This window comes from Pseudomonas sp. Q1-7 (assembly GCF_028010285.1).
In the GTDB taxonomy this organism is placed as follows: domain Bacteria; phylum Pseudomonadota; class Gammaproteobacteria; order Pseudomonadales; family Pseudomonadaceae; genus Metapseudomonas.
This window is the reverse complement of record NZ_CP116304.1, coordinates 2,404,568-2,426,099: the sequence shown is the minus strand read 5'-3', so window position 1 is coordinate 2,426,099 and position 21,532 is coordinate 2,404,568. Positions and strand designations below refer to the sequence as shown.

At 65.5% G+C, this 21,532-nt stretch carries 12 protein-coding genes; 6 read left to right on the top strand and 6 right to left on the bottom strand.

The genetic code is table 11. The annotated features are described in order from the left end of the window. The first annotated feature begins 291 nt into the window (after positions 1-291). Positions 292-3,246, top strand: coding sequence for an HD domain-containing phosphohydrolase (locus tag PJW05_RS11155; RefSeq protein WP_271411759.1), 2,955 nt, complete (start codon positions 292-294; stop codon positions 3,244-3,246). Between the two features lie 182 nt (positions 3,247-3,428). Here the strand turns inward: PJW05_RS11155 and PJW05_RS11150 are convergent, their stop codons facing one another. Continuing rightward, on the bottom strand, positions 3,429-3,770 hold the full coding sequence (locus tag PJW05_RS11150) for a YggL family protein (RefSeq protein ID WP_271411758.1): 342 nt from the start codon (positions 3,768-3,770) through the stop codon (positions 3,429-3,431). A gap of 222 nt (positions 3,771-3,992) precedes the next feature. On the opposite strand from PJW05_RS11150, the gene dacB reads away from it, so the two are divergent. Continuing rightward, positions 3,993-5,450 (top strand): D-alanyl-D-alanine carboxypeptidase/D-alanyl-D-alanine endopeptidase, encoded by a 1,458-nt coding sequence (gene dacB / locus PJW05_RS11145; RefSeq protein ID WP_271411757.1) that lies wholly within the window; start codon positions 3,993-3,995, stop codon positions 5,448-5,450. A 97-nt stretch (positions 5,451-5,547) separates the two neighbouring features. On the opposite strand, the gene PJW05_RS11140 is transcribed toward dacB, so the two are convergent. Further along, positions 5,548-8,325 carry a sensor domain-containing diguanylate cyclase gene (locus PJW05_RS11140; RefSeq protein ID WP_271411756.1) on the bottom strand — a complete coding sequence of 926 codons (2,778 nt, stop codon included), beginning with the start codon at positions 8,323-8,325 and terminating at the stop codon, positions 5,548-5,550. Between the two features lie 175 nt (positions 8,326-8,500). Next, on the bottom strand, positions 8,501-10,678 hold the full coding sequence (gene rlmKL / locus PJW05_RS11135; RefSeq protein ID WP_271411755.1) for a bifunctional 23S rRNA (guanine(2069)-N(7))-methyltransferase RlmK/23S rRNA (guanine(2445)-N(2))-methyltransferase RlmL: 2,178 nt from the start codon (positions 10,676-10,678) through the stop codon (positions 8,501-8,503). A 436-nt stretch (positions 10,679-11,114) separates the two neighbouring features. Between rlmKL and rmf the strand changes: the two genes are divergently transcribed. Further along, positions 11,115-11,330 carry a ribosome modulation factor gene (gene rmf / locus PJW05_RS11130; RefSeq protein WP_120651711.1) on the top strand — a complete coding sequence of 72 codons (216 nt, stop codon included), beginning with the start codon at positions 11,115-11,117 and terminating at the stop codon, positions 11,328-11,330. Between the two features lie 92 nt (positions 11,331-11,422). On the opposite strand, the gene PJW05_RS11125 is transcribed toward rmf, so the two are convergent. Together PJW05_RS11125 and PJW05_RS11120 are read right to left on the bottom strand one after the other, a co-directional pair. Beyond that, positions 11,423-12,448, bottom strand: coding sequence for a quinone-dependent dihydroorotate dehydrogenase (locus PJW05_RS11125; protein WP_271411754.1), 1,026 nt, complete (start codon positions 12,446-12,448; stop codon positions 11,423-11,425). A 57-nt stretch (positions 12,449-12,505) separates the two neighbouring features. Further along, complete coding sequence (locus tag PJW05_RS11120) at positions 12,506-12,727, bottom strand: DUF2835 domain-containing protein (protein ID WP_271411753.1); 222 nt, start codon at positions 12,725-12,727, stop codon at positions 12,506-12,508. Positions 12,728-12,875: 148 nt separating this feature from the next. On the opposite strand from PJW05_RS11120, the gene PJW05_RS11115 reads away from it, so the two are divergent. Continuing rightward, positions 12,876-13,748 (top strand): DUF6685 family protein, encoded by an 873-nt coding sequence (locus tag PJW05_RS11115; protein ID WP_271411752.1) that lies wholly within the window; start codon positions 12,876-12,878, stop codon positions 13,746-13,748. Positions 13,749-14,137: 389 nt separating this feature from the next. Then, on the top strand, positions 14,138-14,647 hold the full coding sequence (locus tag PJW05_RS11110; RefSeq protein WP_271411751.1) for a BRO-N domain-containing protein: 510 nt from the start codon (positions 14,138-14,140) through the stop codon (positions 14,645-14,647). Between the two features lie 589 nt (positions 14,648-15,236). On the opposite strand, the gene PJW05_RS11105 is transcribed toward PJW05_RS11110, so the two are convergent. Continuing rightward, positions 15,237-20,099 carry an NAD-glutamate dehydrogenase gene (locus tag PJW05_RS11105; RefSeq protein ID WP_271411750.1) on the bottom strand — a complete coding sequence of 1,621 codons (4,863 nt, stop codon included), beginning with the start codon at positions 20,097-20,099 and terminating at the stop codon, positions 15,237-15,239. A 445-nt stretch (positions 20,100-20,544) separates the two neighbouring features. Here PJW05_RS11105 and PJW05_RS11100 point away from each other — a divergent pair, with 445 nt between their 5' ends. Continuing rightward, entirely contained in the window at positions 20,545-21,504 is a 960-nt protein-coding gene (locus PJW05_RS11100) for an AAA family ATPase (protein ID WP_271411749.1), read from the top strand. The last annotated feature ends 28 nt before the right edge of the window (positions 21,505-21,532 follow it).

The following is a 21,532-nucleotide window of genomic DNA, read 5'->3' as shown; positions in this document are numbered from 1 at the left end:
CCCGCCAAGCTGTCGACCCCCGAATGAGGCCGACCACTGGTTTCAGGACGCAACCTACTTCAGCTTGCGTCTTGTCCTACAAACCCAGGCTTATTTCGGCGGGAACGAAGGTGCGATTCCAGGGTATCGACCACTCCGTCCATGGCGGACGTTCACCAGAAAACGTCAGGACTTCATCCCTTTCCGACATCCACTTCTGCCTCGGCCCTCATGGCAATTTGCACGACGAGCGTCACACAGAGCATCTATGCTGCTGTAGCCCCTCGGGGATGGGGCTAAGGAGCTGCCGCAATGCCACAAAGGTTCGCTGAGCGTCGCTTTCCGCTGCACGTTCATATCAGTGTGCTGTTCACCCTGCTTCTGCTGTTCACCGGCGTGGTCCTGGGCCTGTTCAACTACCACCAGACCAGCCAGATCATCCTCTCCAGCAGCGACAAGCTCTTCGGCCGCATCAGCTCGGAAGTGCAGACCGACCTGCGGCACACCTACCAGCCCATCTACCACCTGCTGAATCTGTTGGCCCTGAGCGACGTCAACCAGCGCCAGGACAGCTTCGAGCGCCTTGACCTCCTGCTCAAGCCGCTGTCCCAGGCCCTGAACGACAATCCCAAACTGGCGGCCCTTTACCTGGGCCATGACGACGGCGACTTTTTCATGGTCCGCCACCTGCGCAGTGAAACGCTGAAGAAGATCTTCGACGCCCCACCGAACGCGGCCTACCAGGTCTGGAGCATCGAACGCGACGACCAGACCAGGGCCCGTTCACAGACCTACTTCTTCGACGAGCAATTGCAGCAGATCAGCAGCCGCCAGGAACTCAACGAACGCTATGACCCCCGCAACCGCCCCTGGTACTACCGAGCCCTCGAGCAGGGTGGGCCGATCACCACGGCGCCCTATGTGTTCTTCTCCAGCAGCGCCGTCGGCACCACCCTCGCCCGGCCCAGCGGCAGCGACGGGGTGATAGGCGCCGACCTGACCCTGGAGGACCTCTCCGCCACCCTGGCCAGCCACCGGTCCACGCCTTCCTCCGACGTGGTGCTGTACCAGCCCGACGGCCATGCCGTGGCCTACCCCGACACCAGCAGGCTGGTCAAACGAGTCAACGGTGTGCTCGAACTGGGCGAAGTGAAGGACTTCAGCCCGGCACTGGCCGCGCTGGCCGCCCTCCCCGGCCAGGATGAGCTGCGCACCGACCTGGAGATCGACGGGCGCCGCTGGGTAGTTGCCCGCCAGCACCTCGCAGAAGGCGGGCCCGAGGGCCTGCAACTGGCCGTTCTCACCCCGGAAGACGAGCTGCTGGAAGACGCCTATCGCATCCGATGGCAGGGCTCGATGCTGACCCTGGCCATCCTGCTGCTGTGCATTCCGGTAGGCATCCTGCTCTCGCGCATTGTCGTCAGGCCGCTGCGTGCGCTGGTGACCCAGGCCGAAGCCATTCGCAGCTTCAACTTCAGCCTGCCGGCCATGGGCCGTTCGCCGGTGCTGGAAGTGGACCAGTTGGCGGTGGCCATGGCGCGAATGAAGGAAACCATTTCCAGCTTCCTCGAGATCGCCTCCAGTCTCTCGGCGGAAAACCGCTTCGACCATCTGCTGCGCCGGGTCCTCGACGAAACCATCGATATCAGCGAGGCCTCCGGCGGCCTGCTTTACCTGATCGACAACCAGAACGGCCGCCTGGAGCCCCACGGCCTGTTCCTCAACGACCAGGCGCAGGACCTGGAAGCCCACGGCATCCGCGGTTTCGGCATGGAAAGCCCGGCCATGCCGCACTGGCTGGAGCTGCCAGCCCACGGCGGTCCCAGCCAGGTGTGCTCCTTCGGCTATGACCAGGCCGGCGCCTACCGCGACCTGCTGCAAACCCTGGACAGCCCACGGGTGCACCTGGTCAGCACCGGCCTGCACAACCGCCAGGGCGTCACCATCGGCGTGCTGGTGCTGTTGCACCGCGATGCCGGCCACGAATCACGCCCCGCCATCCTCAGACCGGAACGCATTGCCTTCGTCGAGGCCATCTCAGGCGTCGCCGCCCTGTGCATCGAAAGCCAGCGTCTGCTGGAGAAGCAGAAGCAACTGCTGGATGCCTTCATCCAATTGATCGCCGGCGCCATCGACGCCAAGAGCCCCTACACCGGTGGCCACTGCCAGCGCGTACCGGAAATCACCCTGATGCTCGCCCGCGCCGCCGCGAACAGCCAGGAACCGCCTTTCCGGGGCTTCAACCCCACGGACGAGGAATGGGAAGCCCTGCACATCGCCGCCTGGCTGCACGACTGCGGCAAGGTGACCACACCAGAGTACGTGGTGGACAAGGCCACCAAGCTGGAAACCCTGAATGATCGCATCCATGAAATCCGCACCCGCTTCGAGGTGCTCAAGCGCGACGCCTGGGTGCGCTACTGGCAAGCGCGCGCACAAGGCGCGGACGACAACGAGCAGGCGCGCCTGCGCGACGAGGAACTGCAGGCCCTGGACGACGATTTCGCATTCATCGCCCATTGCAACCTCGGCGGCGAAACCATGGCCGAGGCCGACCAGGAACGCCTTCAACGCATCGCCGGGCGCACCTGGATGCGCACCCTGGACAACCGCCTGGGGGTTTCCTGGGAAGAGGCCCAGCGCATGGCCCGAACACCGGCGCCGACATTGCCGACGGAAGAGCAACTGCTGGCCGATCGACCCGACCATCTCTTCGAGCGCCCCGCCAGCGAGTTGATCGCGCCGGACAACCCCTGGGGTTTCAAGCTCCAGGTGCCCGCGCACAAGTTCAACCGGGGCGAGCTGCACAACCTGTCTGTCCGTCGCGGCACCCTGACCGAGGAAGAGCGCTACATCATCAACCACCACATCGTGCAGACCATCCTGATGCTCAACCACCTGCCCTTCCCGCCACACCTGGCGAATGTGGCGGAAATCGCGGGAGGGCATCACGAGAGGATGGACGGCACCGGTTATCCGAAACGACTGACCCGCGAGGAAATGAGCCTGCCGGCGCGCATGATGGCCATTGCCGACATCTTCGAAGCCCTCACCGCGGTGGACCGGCCCTACAAGAAGGGCAAGACGCTTTCCGAGTCGCTGGGCATCATGGGCGGCATGTGCCGTGGCGGCCATATCGATCCCGACCTGTTCGGCCTGTTCATTCGCTCGGGGGTGTACCTGGACTATGCCCGGCGTTTCCTCACACCGGAGCAGATCGACGAGGTGGACGAAGCGGCGGTGCTGGCCAAGGCGGGGGTGGTGTAGGGCGGGATTCGTCGGCCATGTCTGCGTTGGCGGTTGCCGCGCCGGACAGGCCGCACGTCACCTGATACCGACCAGGTGCCTGGACCCGGGTGCGCCGCGATGCCTTCCCATGGAGAGCTGAAAGGCAGGATTCGGAAATGAAGAAGGGCGCCCCAGGGCGCCCTTCTTCATTTCCGGTGCCGTCACGCGTTGACGGGATTCTCCGGGTACCACACGTCGATCAGCGGGCTGACGGTGAAGCCGGCCAGCTCGGCATGGCCCTTCTGCAGCCAGGCCTCGACCTGGGCGCGCTGCTCCGCGCTGACCGAACCCCGCTTGCCGAGGCAGACGAAACCGTAGTCCTCGGCACCGATGAAGCCCAGGCCGCTGCCTTCAACAGCTTCATCGATGAAGCGCTCGAAGAACGCCGAAACCGCTTCCGACTCCAGACCCTCCTTGTAGTTGAGGGTGAGTTCGAAACCCAGTTCCTGGAATTCATCGACGCAAAGCTTCTTGCGCAGGCGGCGGGAGCGGTTGGTAGCCATCAGGCAGTTCCTCGGAATAAATGACGGGCGGCACTCTAGCAGCTTCCGCGGCAACTTGCCCGTCAACCGCGCGCCCCGGCCATCCGGGCGGACGAAATGAGCCGCGAACTCGCACAGTCGGCCAAGGGTTGCGGCATAATGCGCCGATTTCCCGAACCCCGTGGGAACCGTCGCCATGTCATTCGTTTTCGTCACCCGCCCTCGCCAGGAGGGCCAGTCCTGATGTTCAAGTCCGTTCGCAGCCTCGCCCTGGCCGCCCTGATCCTGCCCTGCGCGCTGCCGCTGCATGCCTCGCAGGTCAACACCAGCCTGCCGGCCAAGGTGCAGAAGGCCCTGGCCGCCAACAAGATTTCCGCCAACTCGCTGTCCCTGGTGACCCTGCCGCTGACCGGCCCGGGCGCCCAGACGCTGGTCAACGCCGACGTGTCGGTGAACCCGGCGTCCACCATGAAGCTGATCACCACCTACGCCGCGCTGGAGCTGCTCGGCCCGACCTATCAGTGGAAGACCGAGTTCTATACCGATGGCACGCTGAAGAACGGCGTGCTCAACGGCAACCTCTACCTCAAGGGCGGCGGCGACCCCAAGCTGAACATGGAAAAGCTTTGGCTGATGATGCGCGACCTGCGCACCAACGGCGTGCGCCAGGTCACCGGCGACCTGGTGCTGGACCGCAGCTATTTCATCCACCCGCAGTTGCCCGCCTTCAACGACGACGGCGGCGACGACAACAAACCCTTCCTGGTTGGCCCTGACTCGCTGCTGGTCAACCTCAAGGCCGTGCGCCTGATCGCCCGCGCCGAAGGCGGCAGGGTCAACCTGGCCATGGAGCCGCCGATCGAAAGCATCCGCATCGACAACAAGGTGCAGGTGACCAAGGCCGCCAAGTGCCCCTCCTGGCCCGACGTGCGCTACAACCCGGTGACCCAGTTCGACGGCACCACGCTGATCGCCAGTGGCAGGCTGCCGGAAGGCTGCAGCGCGCAGACCTACATGTCGTTGCTCGACCATCCTGGCTACGCCGCCGGCGCAGTGCGCGCGTTCTGGAAAGAACTGGGCGGCAGCATCGACGGCAAGGACCGCCTGGGTGACGTGCCCAAGAGCGCCAAGCTGCTGGCACGCGCCTTCTCGCCGGACCTGGTGGAAGTCATCCGCGACATCAACAAATACAGCAACAACACCATGGCCCGGCAGGTGTTCCTCAGCATCGGCGCGCGCTACCGCACCGACGCCGATGGCGACGACGCCAAGGCCGCGCAGCGGGTGATCCGCAACTGGCTGGCCAAGAAAGGCATCACCGCGCCGCACCTGGTGATGGAGAACGGTTCCGGCCTGTCGCGCAACGAGCGGGTGAGCGCTCGTGAGATGGCCACCATCCTCCAGGCCGCCTGGCAGAGTCCGTACGCCGCCGAGTTCATTTCCTCGCTGCCGCTGGTGGCGATGGACGGCACCATGCGCAAGCGCCTGCGCCGCACCAACCTGGAAGGCGAAGCTCATATCAAGACCGGAACCCTGAACACCGTCCGCGCCATCGCCGGTTTCAGTCGCGACAGCAACGGCAACACCTGGGCGGTGGTCGCCATCCTCAACGATGCGCGTCCCTGGGGTGCCTCGGCGATCCTCGACCAGGTACTGGTGGACCTCTACCGTCAGCCCAAGAGCATGGTCGGCAGCCGCTGACCGCTCCGGCCACCGCCTGGCTCCCTTGGAGAGCCGAATAGGGCTGCCATGCAGCCCTTCGCGAACCCATTCGCTCCCACAGGAAAAGTCGCCCCCATCAGTCGGCGATACGGATCTGATTACGCCCGGCCTGCTTGGCCGCGTACACGGCGGCATCCACTCGCCGCAACAGGTCATCGGCGCTCTCCCCTTCGCGCCAGTCGGCGCAGCCGAAGCTGGCCGTTACCCGCCCCACCCCCGGCACCTGCTCCCGGGCCAGCGCCTGCCATAGCGCCTGTGCCACCTGAAAGGCCTGGTCGACATTGGTATCCGGACAAAGCACCACGAACTCCTCGCCGCCCAGCCGACACAGCACGTCGATTCGCCGCAGCCGCTCGCCAACCCGCGCGCACAGGGTCTTGAGCACCCGGTCGCCGGCCTCGTGGCCATGGCAGTCGTTGATCTGCTTGAAGTGGTCGACATCGAGCATCACCAGCGCCAGAGGCCCCTCGCGCCGCTCGGCGCGGGCGATTTCCAGCTCCAGGCGCTCCTGGAAGTAACGCCGGTTGTAGACGCCGGTCAGGGCATCGGTGATCGACAGCGCGCGCAACTCCTGCTCCACCAGCTTGAGCCCGGTGATATCGGTGATGTAGCCATGCCAGAGCAGGGTGCCATCCTCGCTACGCTCGGGCACCGACTCACCCCGCAGCCAGCGCAGACCCTGGCGCGGAAGCAGTACGCGGAAGTCCTCGCGCCAGGGCGTGAGCGCCTCGGCGGAGCGGCGGATCGAGGCCTGCACCCGCTCCAGGTCATCGGGATGGACGCGCTCCAGCAAGCTCAGTGCGTCATCCCGAACCGCATCCGGCGTCACTTCGAAAACCTCGACGATGCCGGCGCTGGTGTAGGGGAAGCTGAAGTGCCCGTCCGGCGCCATACGGAACTGGTAAAGCACGCCGGGCACCCGCGCACTGAGTTTTTCCAGCAGGCGATCCCGCGCTTCCAGTGCCTGCTGCACGTGCTTACGCTCGGTGATGTCGATGGCCACGCCGAGATACCCCACCAGCACCTCGCGTTCGTCACGCACGCCCGTGAGAATCAGGCTGCCGATGAGCCGGCTGCCGTCGCGGCGCTGGAAGGTCCACTCGTGTTCGTCGTAGCGGTCGCCGGCAGTGACCTCCTCGACATAGGCCTGGTAGTCGGGAATCCGCTTGCCGAGCTGCCGCCCGAGCTCCCGGCAGCGCGCCTCCACTTCGTCCTCCAGGTGCAGCACCAGGGGATGCCGGCCGATCATTTCCAGGGCGCGGTAACCGAACATGCGCTCGGCGCCGACATTGAACTGAAGAATCGCCCCGTGCAGGTCGGTGCTGATGATGGCGACCTGGGTGGCGGCATTCAGCAGGCCGCGCAACTGACCGTGGGCCATGGCCAATTGCAGTTCCACCGCCTTGTTGGAGCTGATGTCCGTCTGAGTGCCGATCATCCTCAGCGGCAGGCCGTCGGCGTCCCGCTCCACCAGCTTGCCGCGATCCAGCACCCAGACCCAGCGGCCATCCTTGTGCAGCATGCGGTGCTGGCTCTGGTAGACGGCGCTGGATCCGCGCAAGTGACGCTCCAGCTCGGCGCGGGCCAGCGCCTGGTCCTGCGGATGGATCAGCCGACAGCGGGTTTCCGGGCTGTCGCCGAGCTCGTCCTCCGCGTAACCGAGCATGGTCTTCCAGCCCCGCGACAGGAACATCCGCCCGCTCTGCGGCTCCCAGTCCCAGACCCCATGCCCGGCACCGTCCAGGGCGAAGCTCCAGCGTTCTTCACTGAGTTTCAACTGGACCTCACGGTCGCGCAGCGCCGCCGTGCGCTCGGCCACCAGGGCCAGGGCGTTCTGCCGCTGGTTGAGCATCAGCATCAGGTAACCGGCCAGCAGCAGGGTGAAGGCCAGGCCGCTGATGGCCACCAGGTTGGCCGTGGACAACGGCGGCCCTTCGAGGAAGGCTGCGCTCGGCACCACTTCCAGCAAGTACTGACGGTCCCCGAATGGCACCACGCGGCTCTGCCGCAGGTCGCTCTGCGGTGTTTCGGCGCTCTGGTAGATCAGTTGTTCGCGGCTATCCAGGCTGACATCGCTGACGCGCATCACCAGGCTTTCCAGGCCATGCGGCGCGATGGCCGCCTCCATTTCCAGGTTCAGGCTGAACACCGACACCAGGAAGCCACGCAGGTGGGCATCGTCCGCCAGGTGGCCCGCGTAGACCGGCGCCATGATTGCCACACCGCTGGCCTCGCGCTCCGTCACCCCGATCACCCGCAACCGCTCGGTGACGGTGACGCCGTGAGTCCGCCGCGCCTTGGCGATGGCTGCGCGGCGTGGCGGATTGGAATTCAGGTCCATTCCCAGGGGGACTTCGTCGATGCGCGAGGTGACGCTGTAGTAGACGGGGAAATATTCGTCCCGAGGTGGGCTGGGTACCAGGCTGTCACCCTTCAGGTCGCGAATCGCGAATCCCGCCATGCCTTCGGCACGGGCGCGGGCCTCGAATTTCTGCCGCTCCTTTCCGGCTACGCGCGGCACCCAGGAATAGACCAGGGTGTCGCCCAGCAACGGACCGACGAAACCCTGGAATTCGCCGAGGGTGACCTCATGGGAGTTGCTGAAGAAGCGCTGGACCGCGTCCAGCTCGCGAAGTTGAGCGTCCAGTCGCTCCTGGATGCGGCTGATGCGCTCATTGGCGGCCAGGCTGAAACGCTCGCGCAGCTGGATTTCCTCCGCGCTGCGTACCGCCTGACTGAGCAGCAGGGTCAACGCCGCACCGCCGAAGACAACCAGCAAACAAACCAGCCAAACCAGCGGGCGGCCGGACAGCAATGCCGACAGGTTCAGTGTTTCCTTCGTAAGCGACTGCATGCTCACTTCTCGAATCGGGGTGTGGAAATACCGTCCCTGTGAGCATCAACATAGTCAGGCTAGTGGCACTTTGCCTAGGAAGGGGCACAGGTGGCCGACCGCCCCTGGCAAACGTCGGACGGCCGGAGCCGCCGACGTGCCGGCAGGAAAGTGGGGAGCGTGGCGCGAACGCGCCTCAGCGGGTGGTCAGACGCCAGGCGCGATGAATCTTCGAGTTGCGGGCGAAGTCCGGGGCCAGGGTCTCGGCACTGATCTCGCTCACCGCATAGCGGGCCGCCAGGCTTTCATCCAGCTGGAACTTGCGGAAGTTGTTGGAGAAGTACAGCACCCCACCCGGCGCCAGGCGCGCCATGGCCAGGTCGAGCAGTTGGACGTGGTCGCGCTGCACGTCGAACACCCCTTCCATGCGCTTGGAGTTGGAGAAAGTCGGCGGGTCGATGAAGATCAGGTCGTACTCGCCACGGTCCTCCGCCAGCCAGGCCATCACGTCGCCCTGCTGCAGCCGGTGCTTGTCGGAAAAGCCGTTGAGCGACAGGTTGCGCCGCGCCCAGTCCAGGTAGGTCTTCGACAGGTCGACGCTGGTGGTGCTGCGCGCGCCGCCCTTCGCCGCATGGACACTGGCGGTGGCGGTGTAGCAGAAGAGATTGAGGAAGCGCTTGCCGGCGGCCTCGCGCTGGATGCGCAGGCGCATCGGCCGGTGGTCGAGGAACAGACCGGTGTCCAGATAGTCGGTGAGGTTCACCAGCAGCTTCACGCCGCCTTCGCTCACTTCCATGAAGCGCCCTTCGGCGCCCTGGCGCTCGTACTGGCGGGTGCCGCTCTGGCGCTCGCGGCGCTTGACCACCACCTTCGCCGGGTTCACGTCCAGCGCCTGGGGAATCGCCGCCAGGGCGTCGAGCAGGCGCGCCTGGGCCTTCTCTGGATCGATGGAACGGGGCGGCGCGTATTCCTGCACATGCACCCAGTCGCCATAGAGGTCGACGGCCAGTGCGTACTCGGGCATGTCGGCGTCATACAGGCGATAGCACTGGATGTTCTCCTTGCGCGCCCACTTGCCCAGCTGCTTGAGGTTCTTCTGCAGGCGGTTGGCGAACATCTGCCCGCCTTCGGAAAGGCGTGCCGGCTCGATGCGCGGCGCGGCTTGATCGACCTCGCCAGCGGGGCGTCGCTCGCCGGTGACGAACTGCTCCGGCAGCACCTTGAGCAACAGCAGCTTGCAGGCCAGGGCGCCGTTCCAGAAGGCGTACTGCTTGTGGCTGCGGATGCCCATGCGCTTGCCCAGCTCGGGCGCACCGGTGAAGACCGCCGCCTCCCAGCCGAGGCAGGCCTGGCGCAGGCGCTCGCCGAGGTTCTGGTAGAGGTAGAGCAGGCTGGCTTCGTCGCCCAGGCGCTCACCGTAGGGTGGGTTGCTGACCACCAGGCCTTTCTGATTCTGGTCCGGACGCGGCTCGAAGGTGGCCAGTTCGCCCTGATAGATCTTCACCCAGTCGCCCAGGCCGGCGCGCTCGATGTTGTTGCGGCCGGGCTGGATCAGGCGCGGGTCCGCCTCGTAGCCGCGAATCCACAGCGGCGGCCGGGCCAGGCCGGCCTCGGCACGGGCGCGCGCCTCTTCGTGAAGCTTCTTCCACAGCGCCGGCACGTGGCCCAGCCAGTTGGAAAAGCCCCAGCGCTCGCGCTTGAGGTTGGGCGCCATATCGGTCGCCATCATCGCCGCCTCCACCAGGAAGGTGCCGACGCCGCACATGGGGTCGGCCAGCGCCCCGCCGGCGGCGGCAATGCGCGGCCAGCCGGCGCGGATCAGGATGGCGGCGGCGAGGTTCTCCTTCAGCGGTGCGGCGCCTTGCTGCAGGCGGTAGCCACGTTGGTGCAGGCTGTGGCCGGCGAGGTCGAGGGAAAGGATCGCCTCGCCCTTCTCCAGGCGCAGGTGGATGCGCAGGTCGGGATTGACCTTGTCCACGGAAGGACGCACGCCGTCGGCACCACGCAGCTTGTCCACCACCGCGTCCTTCACCTTGAGCGCACCGAAATGCGTGTTGTCGATGCCCGAGCCATGGCCGCTGAACTCCACCGCCAGGCTGCCGCCAGGCAGCAGGTGGTCATGCCAGTCCACCGCCAGCACACCCTGGTAGAGCTCCTCGGCGTTCTGCACCGGGAAACGCTTGAGCACCAGCAGCACGCGGTTGGCCAGGCGAGACCAGAGGCAGAGCCGGTAGGCCGTTTCCAGGTCGCCCTGACCACGTACCGCGGCAACCTGCTCGCGCACGTCCTGCAGGCCGAGCTGCGCGGCCTCCTCGGCCAGCAGGCCCTCCAGGCTCTTCGGGCAGGTGAGGAAAAGTTCGAAGCGATCCGACATCGGGAAAATCCAGGGCCCGTTCAAGGCGATCAGCGGCACAGAAGCAGTGCTGTGCGGTAAGAAAGTGTGTGACGTAAGGTCGCGGGAACGGCCCTTCGTCGGAATGAAAAAGCGTTCGAGCCAGGCGCCCAATGAAATGGCACTCCGACATCAATTCTCCGGCCAGCCCTTAAGCCACGGGGCTTAGACCGAAAAGTGGCAAAAATCGTTTCCGTCAGCTTATGGCCGTTGCCACCTTCAAGTTACGCCCTTATGACAAAACGATCATTCACATGCCTGGGGGCATTGGTTAGAACTCAGCTTAACCCGCCGCCGCAATGGCGAGGGATGGAGGCTCGCCACGCCGGCAGCGGGCCTTCGAAGGCAGAGCATTTCTGCCGGGTTCCGCCATTGGAACCCAATGGACATAACAGTCAACAAATGAGGGCTACACCCTATGAGAAGACTTAAGCGTGATCCGATGGAACGAGCATTCTTGCGCGGCTATCAGCACGGCATCAATGGTAAATCCCGCGATCTTTGTCCTTTCACCCATCCCACCACACGGCAAGCCTGGATCAACGGTTGGCGCGAGGGCCGTGGCGACAACTGGGATGGGCTCACCGGCGCCGCCGGTATTCACCGTCTGAACGAACTCCACGCCGTCGGCTGATCAGGATCACACCGACTTCACCAAGCACGCCCCATCCGGGCGGCGGGCGCAAGCCCAGGGGCTCCCAAACGGGAGCCCTTTTTATTTGCCGCTCACTGCCTGGGCAACCCGGCAATGGCATCCACCGCTTCGCGGATGAGCGCCGGCCCCTTGTAGATGAACCCCGAGTAGACCTGGACCAGGCTGGCGCCGGCGGCGATCTTCTCCGCCGCGTGACGACCTTCGGTGATGCCACCCACCGCGATGATCGGCAGGCGACCACCCAGCTCACCGGCCAGCACCTTCACCGTGTGGGTGCTCTTGTCCCGCACCGGCGCACCGGACAGGCCACCCGCTTCGTCCCCGTAGGGCAGCCCCTCGACACCTTCGCGGCCGAGGGTGGTGTTGGTGGCGATCACCGCGTCCATGCCGGACTCCAGCAGCGCCTTGGCCACCATGGCGGTTTCCTCGTCGTTCATGTCCGGGGCGATCTTGATGGCCAGCGGCACATGCCGGCCATGCTCGGCGGCCAGGCGCTGCTGGCGGGTGCGCAGGGCTTCCAGCAGTTGCTTGAGCGAATCACCGAACTGCAGGCTGCGCAGGCCGGGCGTGTTCGGCGAGCTGACATTCACCGTCACGTAGCTGGCATGGGCATAGACCTTGTCCAGGCAGATCAGGTAGTCGTCCACCGCGCGCTCGACGGGCGTATCGAAGTTCTTGCCGATGTTGATGCCCAGCACGCCGTCATACGCGGCCGCGCGAACGCGCGTCAGCAGGTGATCGACGCCCAGGTTGTTGAAGCCCATGCGGTTGATGATGGCTTGCGCCTGGGGCAGGCGGAACAGGCGCGGCTTGGGGTTGCCCGGCTGCGGGCGCGGGGTCACGGTGCCGATCTCGACGAAACCGAAGCCCAACTGCGCGAAGCCGTCGATGGCGTCGCCGTTCTTGTCCAGGCCGGCGGCCAGGCCTACCGGGTTGGGGAACTCCAGGCCCATCACCTTCACCGGCAGGCTTGCCGGCGACTTGGTCAGCAGGCGGTTGAGGCCGAGGCGGCCACCGGCACCGATCAGGTCGATGGACAGTTCGTGGGAAGTTTCCGGGGACAGGGAAAAGAGCAGCTCGCGGGCCAGTGTGTACATGGTCGGTCGGGCATCGATCGGCGATAGGGGCCGGCGATTATAGCCGCGCCGCCCCCGTCAGGCGAGGCGGCGCAGGTTGAGCAGCTTTCCGTCGGCGGAGAAATCCAGCACAAAGGTGCCGCACACCCCGGCGTGATCCAGGTGCGCGCGCAGGTGATGGGCCGGCAGGCTGACCTTTCGTCCATCGCGGCTGCGCAGCAGCACACGGTTGGCCCGACCTTGATAGACTGCGAGGAATTCGTCCGCAGTCAGGGAAATATCCAGCACCAGGCTGGGCATGGAGGCGTCCTCGGCAAATGAAGACCGGAATTCTGCCATACCGTCCGTTCGCTCTCCGTCCCCGCCAAGCGGAATTGTTCCACGCCCGGTTCGCGAGGCCGCCGGCCCTCTGCCACACTGCCACCCGTGACCGGGGAGTATTCAGGCCATGAGTGAGATGCAGCCACCACCACCCTTGAGCGCCCGTCTGGCTGCAATCGCCCAGCGTTTCGGTATCGGCAAGGCGCCACGTCGTATAGTCGAGCGCGCCAGCCAGCTACGCCTGCCCTTCCAGCAACTGCCGCAAGCCCAGGAAAGCATCTGGTGGCAGGCCGGCCCGCCGCTGCAGCGCTTGGTGGAGCTGCCGCGCGGCGCCCTTTCCGGCCCCGTCCAGGACGACAAGGCCGAAGCCCATGCCGTGCTGGTGGGCGTGGTCAAGCGCAGCGAGCAGCACCTCTCCAGTTTCGACCTGCGCCAGGTCGACGGCTTGTGCGGCAGCAACCACGAACCGCCGCCCACCCCCAGCTTCGAGGACTACCTGGCCGGTCTGCACAGCCGCAAGGTTCGCATCATCAGCTACAAGGACTTCATCAAGGCCATCAGCCTGCCGCTGCCACGCTTCCTCGCGGGCGTGCCCATCCACCTGTGTCGCGCCAACTGGCGCGGCAAACGGGTGTTCTGGAGCGGCGACCAGCACGCCGAGGCCTTCGCCGCCGCCGTCGCCTACGCCCGCTTGCGCGAGCTCGAAGCCACCCTCCCCGCCGAGATCACCGACTACCACCTCGATACCGCCGGTCTCGGGCAGTTGGATGACCGCTACCACGTGCTGGCCATGCCGGTGCAGGCCTGGAGCGACCCGGCGTTCATGGGCCTGTTGCTGGACGGCGGCATCCCTTACTCGCGCCTGACCTTCCTGCGTAACGCCGGCGCCCCGGAATTCATCCTGCTGCCGAAAAACCATGCCGACGCCACGGCCCTCGGCGAAGGCCTGCGCCTGGCCGGTGCGGCGGATGTGGTGAGGTACCTGCAGGCACTGGCCTGACGGCGCCGCCACCGGCCACAACGCCAGGTATCGCTGCACTCGCGAGACATCACCCGTTTCCTACAGGCAGCCTCCGACTCGCCCGCTTGCCCTTCCGCCCGCCCCTCCCTATCCTGCGCCGGTCACGGTCAATCCCGTGACCGGGTTTGACAGCCCAGACTAGTAGGCGCGATTGCGCCGCAAGGTGCATGCGAAAAACGGCGGACGTTTTTTGCAGGCATTTGCACGTATGCAGTTTTCTGAACTGCACTGCTTTATGGCAGGTCGCGTGGGGAGACCCTCGTGGTCTGCCGGTGCCTACTAGCCGGTCTGTCAACCCCGCGCGATCTGCCGCCCTTCGAATGACAGCGAAAAGCGGCGGACCTCAATCGACTAGTAGGAGCTTCGCTATGCAAGACGCATTCATTCCCGTCGTTTTCCAACGCCATTCCCTTCAACTTCGTGCGCTGATGATCGACAACCGTCCCTGGTTCGTCGCCTATGACTTCGCCCGTCTGATCGCTGCACCGCGCGCGCTCCTCCTGGCCAGGCGCATGCCTGTGCACCAGCGGCGCACGGTGTTGCTGCAGTACGACAGCGGGACTCGGGAAGAGCTGGATGTCATCAGCGATCTGGGGGCCTACAACGCGCTGTTTCGCTTCGGCCACCCGGAGCACCGCAGCATTGGCCAGTGGCTCAGTGAAGAGGTGGTCCCGACGCTGCACGACCAGCACCGGGAGGCGGATGTTTCGCCGAAGCGGGCGTTCATGAGCTGGGCCGACCAGCGGGTCGGCGTGGTGAGGTGGCAGGGCGAGCTGTGGATCGCCCGGCGCGATCTGCCGAGGTTCATGGCGGCCCATGACGAACCGGCACTGCGGGATGGGCCAAGCTGGCGGAACCTGCCAGTCGGGGATTGCTAGGCTGAACGCTGTGGGATCGAATTCAATCGCCCATGAATTCGATCCCACAGGTCCGCGGGCAGCCGTGCAACCTGCCCCTCCGGCGTCAACGTCACGCCTTGATGATGGCGCCGCCCAGGTGGGCAAGAAAGAACACCGAGTCGTCCAGAGCTTCGGCATCGTGCATTTTGTCCTGGCCGATCCTCATGGGTTCGCCGGTCGAGATGGGGAGGTGCCGCAACGCGTTTTCGCGAAGGAAGTCGCTCCGACAGAACGCGCAGCACTGTGGCGGCGCGCCCGTAGGATGGGTGGAGCGAAGCGATACCCATGCGGTCCGGGGCGGGGGAATCGCAAGGCGGAACGAATTTCCCCGGATTGCGTCCGGGCTACCGACCCGGACGCGGTCGCTGGGTGTCGAGCGCAGCGAGTTCCAACAGCCCGCACACCGCTGGGCTTCGCAGGCTCGCAGCACCCACCTACGGAACGCCTTGCAACCGGCCCCCGTCACCGTGACTAAGTGCCGCTGTAGGTGGATGCCGCCCGTACAGATGAAAAAAAGCCCCGCACAAGGCGGGGCTGAGAGCACTAAACACCTACGGCATCACGGGGGTCAGGGAATGCACACCCCGTGCTGGCCACTTTGGGCCAGGTCCATGAGTTCGCGGTTGGCCACGGCGTACATGGCGTAGTCGGTGGTGGTGGCGGCGCGCAGTTCGACCAGCATGGCCTTCCAGCGCTCAACCAGGGCGCGGTGCTGGTCCAGCCACAGCGCCACCCGCTCCTCGATATCCGCCGGGCCTTCATTCATCTGCAACACGGAGATGGTGATCGCCCGCTGCTGCCAGTCCAGGTCGTCGCGGAAGGCCTCCCGCGCCAGCGCCTGCCAGTTGTTCTCCACCGGCAGGCTGGTGATCTGCTGGAGATACCAGGACAGGTCCAGCGCACCGCCGACGGCGAAGTAGGCCGTGGCGACTTCGGCGGTGTCCTTGCCGGTGACATCCGACGCCTCGATGATCGGCAGCAGGGTGTAGAGGTGGCTGGTGCCGGCCACCACACGAGCCAGGTCTTCCGGCGCACCGGCTTCGACGTAGGACTGGAAGCGCGCCAGCCACTGTTCGCGGGACGGGCCTTCGAGCAGTTCGTCCAGGCGGCCGGCCAGGGTTTCCACGCGCGGACCGAAGTGGTTGACGTCGCGGGCGGCGTTCTGGTCTTCGCGGCGGCTGCGCAGGAACCAGCGGGTCGCCCGACGGCCGAGGCGCATCAGTTCGTCCATCAGGGTCAGCTGCAGTTCGGCCGGGACCTTGTAGTCCAGCGCCTCGATCTGCTGCCACCAGTGCGGCAGGCGGAACACGTCGCGGACCACGACATAGGCGCCGGCCACGTTGGCCGCGCTCATGCCGGTGGACTCCTTCAGGCGCTGCACGAAGGTAATGCCCATGTGGTTGACCAGGTCGTTGGCGATCTGGGTGCTGATGATCTCGCGCTTGAGGCGGTGACGACGCATGGATTCGCCGAAGGTTTCGGCCAGGCGCGCCGGGAACGCGGTTTCCATTTCCTCGGCCAGGTAGTCGTCATCCGGCACCAGGGACTTGAGCAGCGACTCCTTGAGGTCGATCTTGCTGTAGGAGATCAGCACCGACAGTTCCGGACGGGTCAGGCCGTGGCCGCTGGAGAGGCGCTCGTTCAGCTCTTCGTCCGAGGGCAGGAACTCCAGGCCGCGGTCCAGTTTGCCGGCCGCTTCCAGAGCGGCGATCAGGCGTTTGTACTCGCCGATCTTCTCGCGAGCGCGGCGTTGCGCCAGGGACAGTGCCTGGGTCTGCTTGTAGTTGTTGCCCAGCACCAGGTTGCCCACGTCGTCGGTCATCTCGGCGAGCAGCTTGTTGCGCTGTTTGCCGGTCATGTCGCCGTTGGCGACGATCTCGTTGAGCAGGATCTTGATGTTGACTTCGTGGTCCGAGCAGTCCACGCCGCCGGCGTTGTCGATGAAATCGGTGTTGCTGGCACCGCCGTTTAGGCCGTACTCGACGCGACCCAGCTGGGTCATGCCGAGGTTGCCACCCTCGCCCACCACCTTGGCCCGCAGCTCGCGACCGTCCACGCGCAGGGCGTCGTTGGCCTTGTCGCCGACATCGGTGTGGCTTTCGCTGCTGGCCTTGACGTAGGTGCCGATGCCGCCGTTCCAGAGCAGGTCAACCGGCGCTTTGAGCAGGGCGTGGAGCAGTTCGGTGGGGGTCAGCTTGTCGGCCTCGATCTCGAAGCGCGCCTTCATCTGCGGGCTGATGGCGATGCTCTTGGCGCTGCGCAGGAAGATGCCGCCGCCTTCGGAAATCAGCTTGGCGTCGTAGTCGGCCCAGGACGAGCGCGGCAGGTCGAACAGGCGCTTGCGCTCATTGAAGCTGGAGGCGGCATCCGGGTTCGGGTCGATGAAGATGTGCATGTGGTTGAAGGCGGCCACCACCTGCAGCTTGTCCGACAGCAGCATGCCGTTGCCGAACACGTCGCCGGCCATGTCGCCGATGCCGATCACGGTGACGTGATCCTTCTGCACGTCGATGCCGCGCTCGCGGAAGTGGCGCTGCACCGACACCCAGCCGCCCTTGGCGGTAATGCCCATGCCCTTGTGGTCGTAGCCAGCCGAGCCGCCGGAGGCGAAGGCGTCGCCCAGCCAGAAGCCATACTCCAGGGCGATGCCGTTGGCGATGTCGGAGAAGGTTGCGGTGCCCTTGTCGGCCGCCACCACCAGGTAGGGGTCATCCGGATCGTGGCGCACCACATTGGCCGGCGGCACCACCTTGCCTTCCTTGAGGTTGTCGGTGACGTCCAGCAGGCCGGAGATGAAGATGCGGTAGCAGGCAATGGCCTCGTTCTGGATATCGTCGCGGGTGCCGCCCACCGGCAGGCGGCGCGGGATGAAACCGCCCTTGGCGCCCATGGGCACGATCACCGCGTTCTTCACCTGCTGCGCCTTGACCAGGCCCAGCACTTCGGTACGGAAGTCTTCCTCGCGGTCGGACCAGCGCAGGCCGCCACGGGCCACGTCGCCGAAGCGCAGGTGCACGCCTTCGACCCGCGGGGAGTAGACGAAGATTTCGAACTTGGGCACCGGGCGCGGGATTTCCGGGATCAGCCGCGGGCTCAGTTTGAAACTGAAGTAGGACTTGTTCTGGCCGGCCGCGTCAGTCTGGTAGAAGTTGGTCCGCAGGGTGGCCTTGATCAGGTCCAGGTAGCGCCGCAGGATGCGGTCTTCGTTGAGCACGGCGACGTTGTCCAGCTCGCCGAGGATGGCGTGCTCGAGCTTCTGCTGCTTGTCTTCCAGGTCGTCCGTCGCCAGTTTGCGCGCCAGGTAGAAGCGGGTCTTGAACAGGCGCACCAGCTCCTTGGCGATGTTGGCGTGGTTCAGCAGGGTGCTGGCGATGTAGGACAGGTCGAAGCCCAGGCGGATCTGCTTCAGGTAGCGGGCGTAGGCACGCAGCAGGGCGACATCGCGCCAGGGCATGGCGGCGGTGAGCACCAGGCGGTTGAAGGCGTCGTTCTCGGCGTGGCCACCGACGATGTGGACGAAGGCGTCCTGCAGGGTGTCGTTGAGCTGCTGCAGGTCGACGTCGTCACCCAGGGCGCTGGTGAAGGCGAAGTCATGAATCCAGTACTGGCGGCCGTCCTGACGCACCAGGCGGTAGGGGAATTCGCCCAGCACGCGCAGGCCGAGGTTTTCCAGGATCGGCAACACGTCGGACAGCGCCAGCGGCGTGTCGGCGTGGTACAGCTTGCAGTGCAGCTGCTGCTCACCCTGGGCCAGCGGCTGGTAGAAGCTCATCACCAGCGGGCGCTCGTCGGACAGGCTGTAGAGGTGCTGCATGTCCACCACCGCCGAGTGCGGGGCGAAGCGTTCGCGGTAGCCGGCCGGGAAGCCTTTCGGGAAGTCGGAGAGCACGCGGGTGCCCTGGGCTTCGCCGAAGCTCTCGTTGATCAGGCTGGCGTAGTCGTCCTTCCAGGATCGGCAGGCCTGGATGACTTCCTTCTCCAGCAGGGCGATGTCGACCTGGACCTTGTTCTTCGGGTCCAGGCGCAGGATGAACTGCACGCGCGCCAGCACCGACTCGGAGAAGAAGGTCCAGAACTCGCAGTCGCTCGCCTGCAGGCGCTCCATGAGGATCTGCTGGATCTTCACGCGGGTTTCGGTGGAATAGACGTCGCGCGGCACGTAGGCCAGGGCATAGGCGAAGCGGCCATAGGGATCGCGGCGCAGGAACAGGCGGATCTTGTTGCGCTCCTGCATCTGCACGATGGACATGGCGGTGCTGAACAGGTCGTCCACCGGGGTCTGGAACAGGTCGTCGCGCGGCAGCACTTCCAGCACCTGGGCCAGTTCCTTGCCCAGGTGGGCCTTGGCGTCGAAGCCCGAGCGACGCCGGATTTCCGCAACCTTGCGGCGGATGTAGGGGATGTGATCCACGCTTTCGGCATACACGGCGGAGGTGTAGAGGCCCATGAAGCGGCACTCCTTGACCACCTTGCCCTTGGCGTCCAGTTCGCGGATGGAGACGAAGTCCGGGTAGGCCGGGCGGTGCACGCGGCTCGGTTCGGCGGCCTTGGCGAAGGACAGCAGGTTGGACTCGTGCAGGTAGGCGAGCGCTTCGCTCTCGATGTGCAGGTCGTCCTTCTTCAGGCCGGCGCGGCGCAGCCTGGAAACCCCCAGCAGGGATTTTTCGTCGTACACCAGGTGGCCGCCGTTCTTGTCGTCGGCCACGGTGAATTCCTCATAGCCGAGGAAGGTGAAGTGGTCGTCCAGCAGCCACTCCATGAACACCTTCACTTCCTTCAACTCGTCGCCGTCGACCTTGAGCTTGGCCTTGTCGATCCAGGCCAGCAGTTCCTGGGCCTTGGCCTTCATCGGTTTGAAGTCGGCAACGGCCACGCGGACCTCGCCCAGCACGTCCAGCAGGGCCTTCTCCAGGGTCTTCAAGGCACCATTGCCGGCGCAGCGGTCGATCTCCAGAAAAATCAGCGACTCCTGACACACGTCCTTGCCCTGGGTGCCCTTGGGCAGGATTTCCTGCAGCTCGCCCTTGGCGCCGCGACGCACGCTGATCACGTTGTTCTGCAGGGTGTGGATGCTGTAACCGCGACGGTTCAGCTCCATGCGCACCGAGTCGACGAGGAAGGGGATGTCCGGGTGCAGCACTTCCACCGCGGTATGGGTGGACTGCCAGCCGTGCTTCTCGTAGTCGGGGTTGAACACCCGCACTTCCGGGCTGGCGGGATCGAAACGCTCCACCAGGCGCCACGAGGACAGGGTGCAGCCGACCAGGTCGGACAAACGGCGCTGGGTCAGTTCATCGAGCGCGATGATGCCGAAGAATTGCTCGGCGAACAGGGAAACTTGTGGCAATGCCTGTTCGCTGACGTGCTGCGCCAGGGCCGCTTGCAGTTGATGCTGGAAGTCGGCTTTGCTGGCCGCCGTGAAGAACGCCATGGTTGTGCTCCGCTAGGCTCGTTTTGGTGGGTTAAGCGTAGAACGCCTACAAGCGGAGCAAGGGCCACAGGTCGATCCAGGCAGTGCACCCCCGCTCCGGGCGACGCCGGGGGGGGACAACTGCGACCCGGCGGTCACCATTGCCGCGAAAGCTTAACGAGGGAGCACGACGCCACGCTTACGGCGCTGCGACATATTCGTTCATGCTGCGTCCGCTTCCATACCTCGGTATGGATTCCCCATACCAAAGCGGCTCGCGCAGGGTTTCGCTCCCGCGCGGCTGCGCCGGCCGCCGGTGCCAGGGCGACGTAAAACCCACCTGCATCACGGAACCAATACCCCGACAACAGGCTCTTCTAGGCCGCTTCCCCTGGTCTGGATTAAAGTGATGCCTCATCAGCGGAGGGCTTACCGCTCTCCTTTCCCCAGTTCGACGAGTCCATCGATGGAACACCGTGACGCGCTAGTCGCCCTTCGCAACGTCCTTTCCACCCAGATTCTCGGTCAGGAAAAACTCATCGACCGCCTGCTGATCGCGCTGCTCGCCGACGGCCACCTGCTGGTGGAAGGCGCCCCCGGCCTGGCCAAGACCAAGGCGATCAAGGACCTGGCGGACGGCGTGGAGGCGGAGTTCCATCGCATCCAGTTCACCCCGGACCTGCTGCCGGCCGACATCACCGGGACCGAGATCTACCGCCCGGAGAACGGCAGCTTCGTGTTCCAGCAGGGGCCGATCTTCCACAACCTGGTGCTGGCGGACGAGATCAACCGGGCGCCGGCCAAGGTGCAATCGGCGCTGCTGGAAGCCATGGCCGAACGCCAGGTGTCCATTGGCCGCTCCACCTACGACCTGCCGCCGTTGTTCCTGGTGATGGCGACCCAGAACCCCATCGAGCAGGAAGGCACCTATCCCCTGCCCGAAGCGCAGCTCGACCGCTTCCTGATGCACGTGCGCATCGGTTTCCCGGACGCCTCGGTGGAGCGCAAGATTCTCCAGCAGGCCCGTGGCGAGGCGCTGCATGGCGAAACCCGTTCCGAGCACCAGGTGAGCCAGCAGGCGATCTTCGCCGCGCGCAAGGAAATCCTCGGCCTCTACATGGCCGACGCCGTGGAGGAGTACCTGGTGCAGTTGGTCATGGCCACCCGCACCCCGGCCAAGTTCGACAACGAGCTGGCCGAATGGCTGGCCTGGGGCGCCAGCCCGCGCGGCTCCATCGCCCTGGACCGTTGCGCGCGCGCCCACGCCTGGATGGCCGGGCGCGACTTCGTCAGCCCCGAGGACATCCAGGCGGTGCTGTTCGACGTGCTGCGCCATCGTCTGATTCTCTCCTTCGAGGCGGAGGCCGCCGGAATCGACCAGGACCGGGTGATCCAGCGCATCCTGGATGTGGTAGCGGTGGCTTGATGCGCCTGAAAGCGGCGGCCTGGAAGTT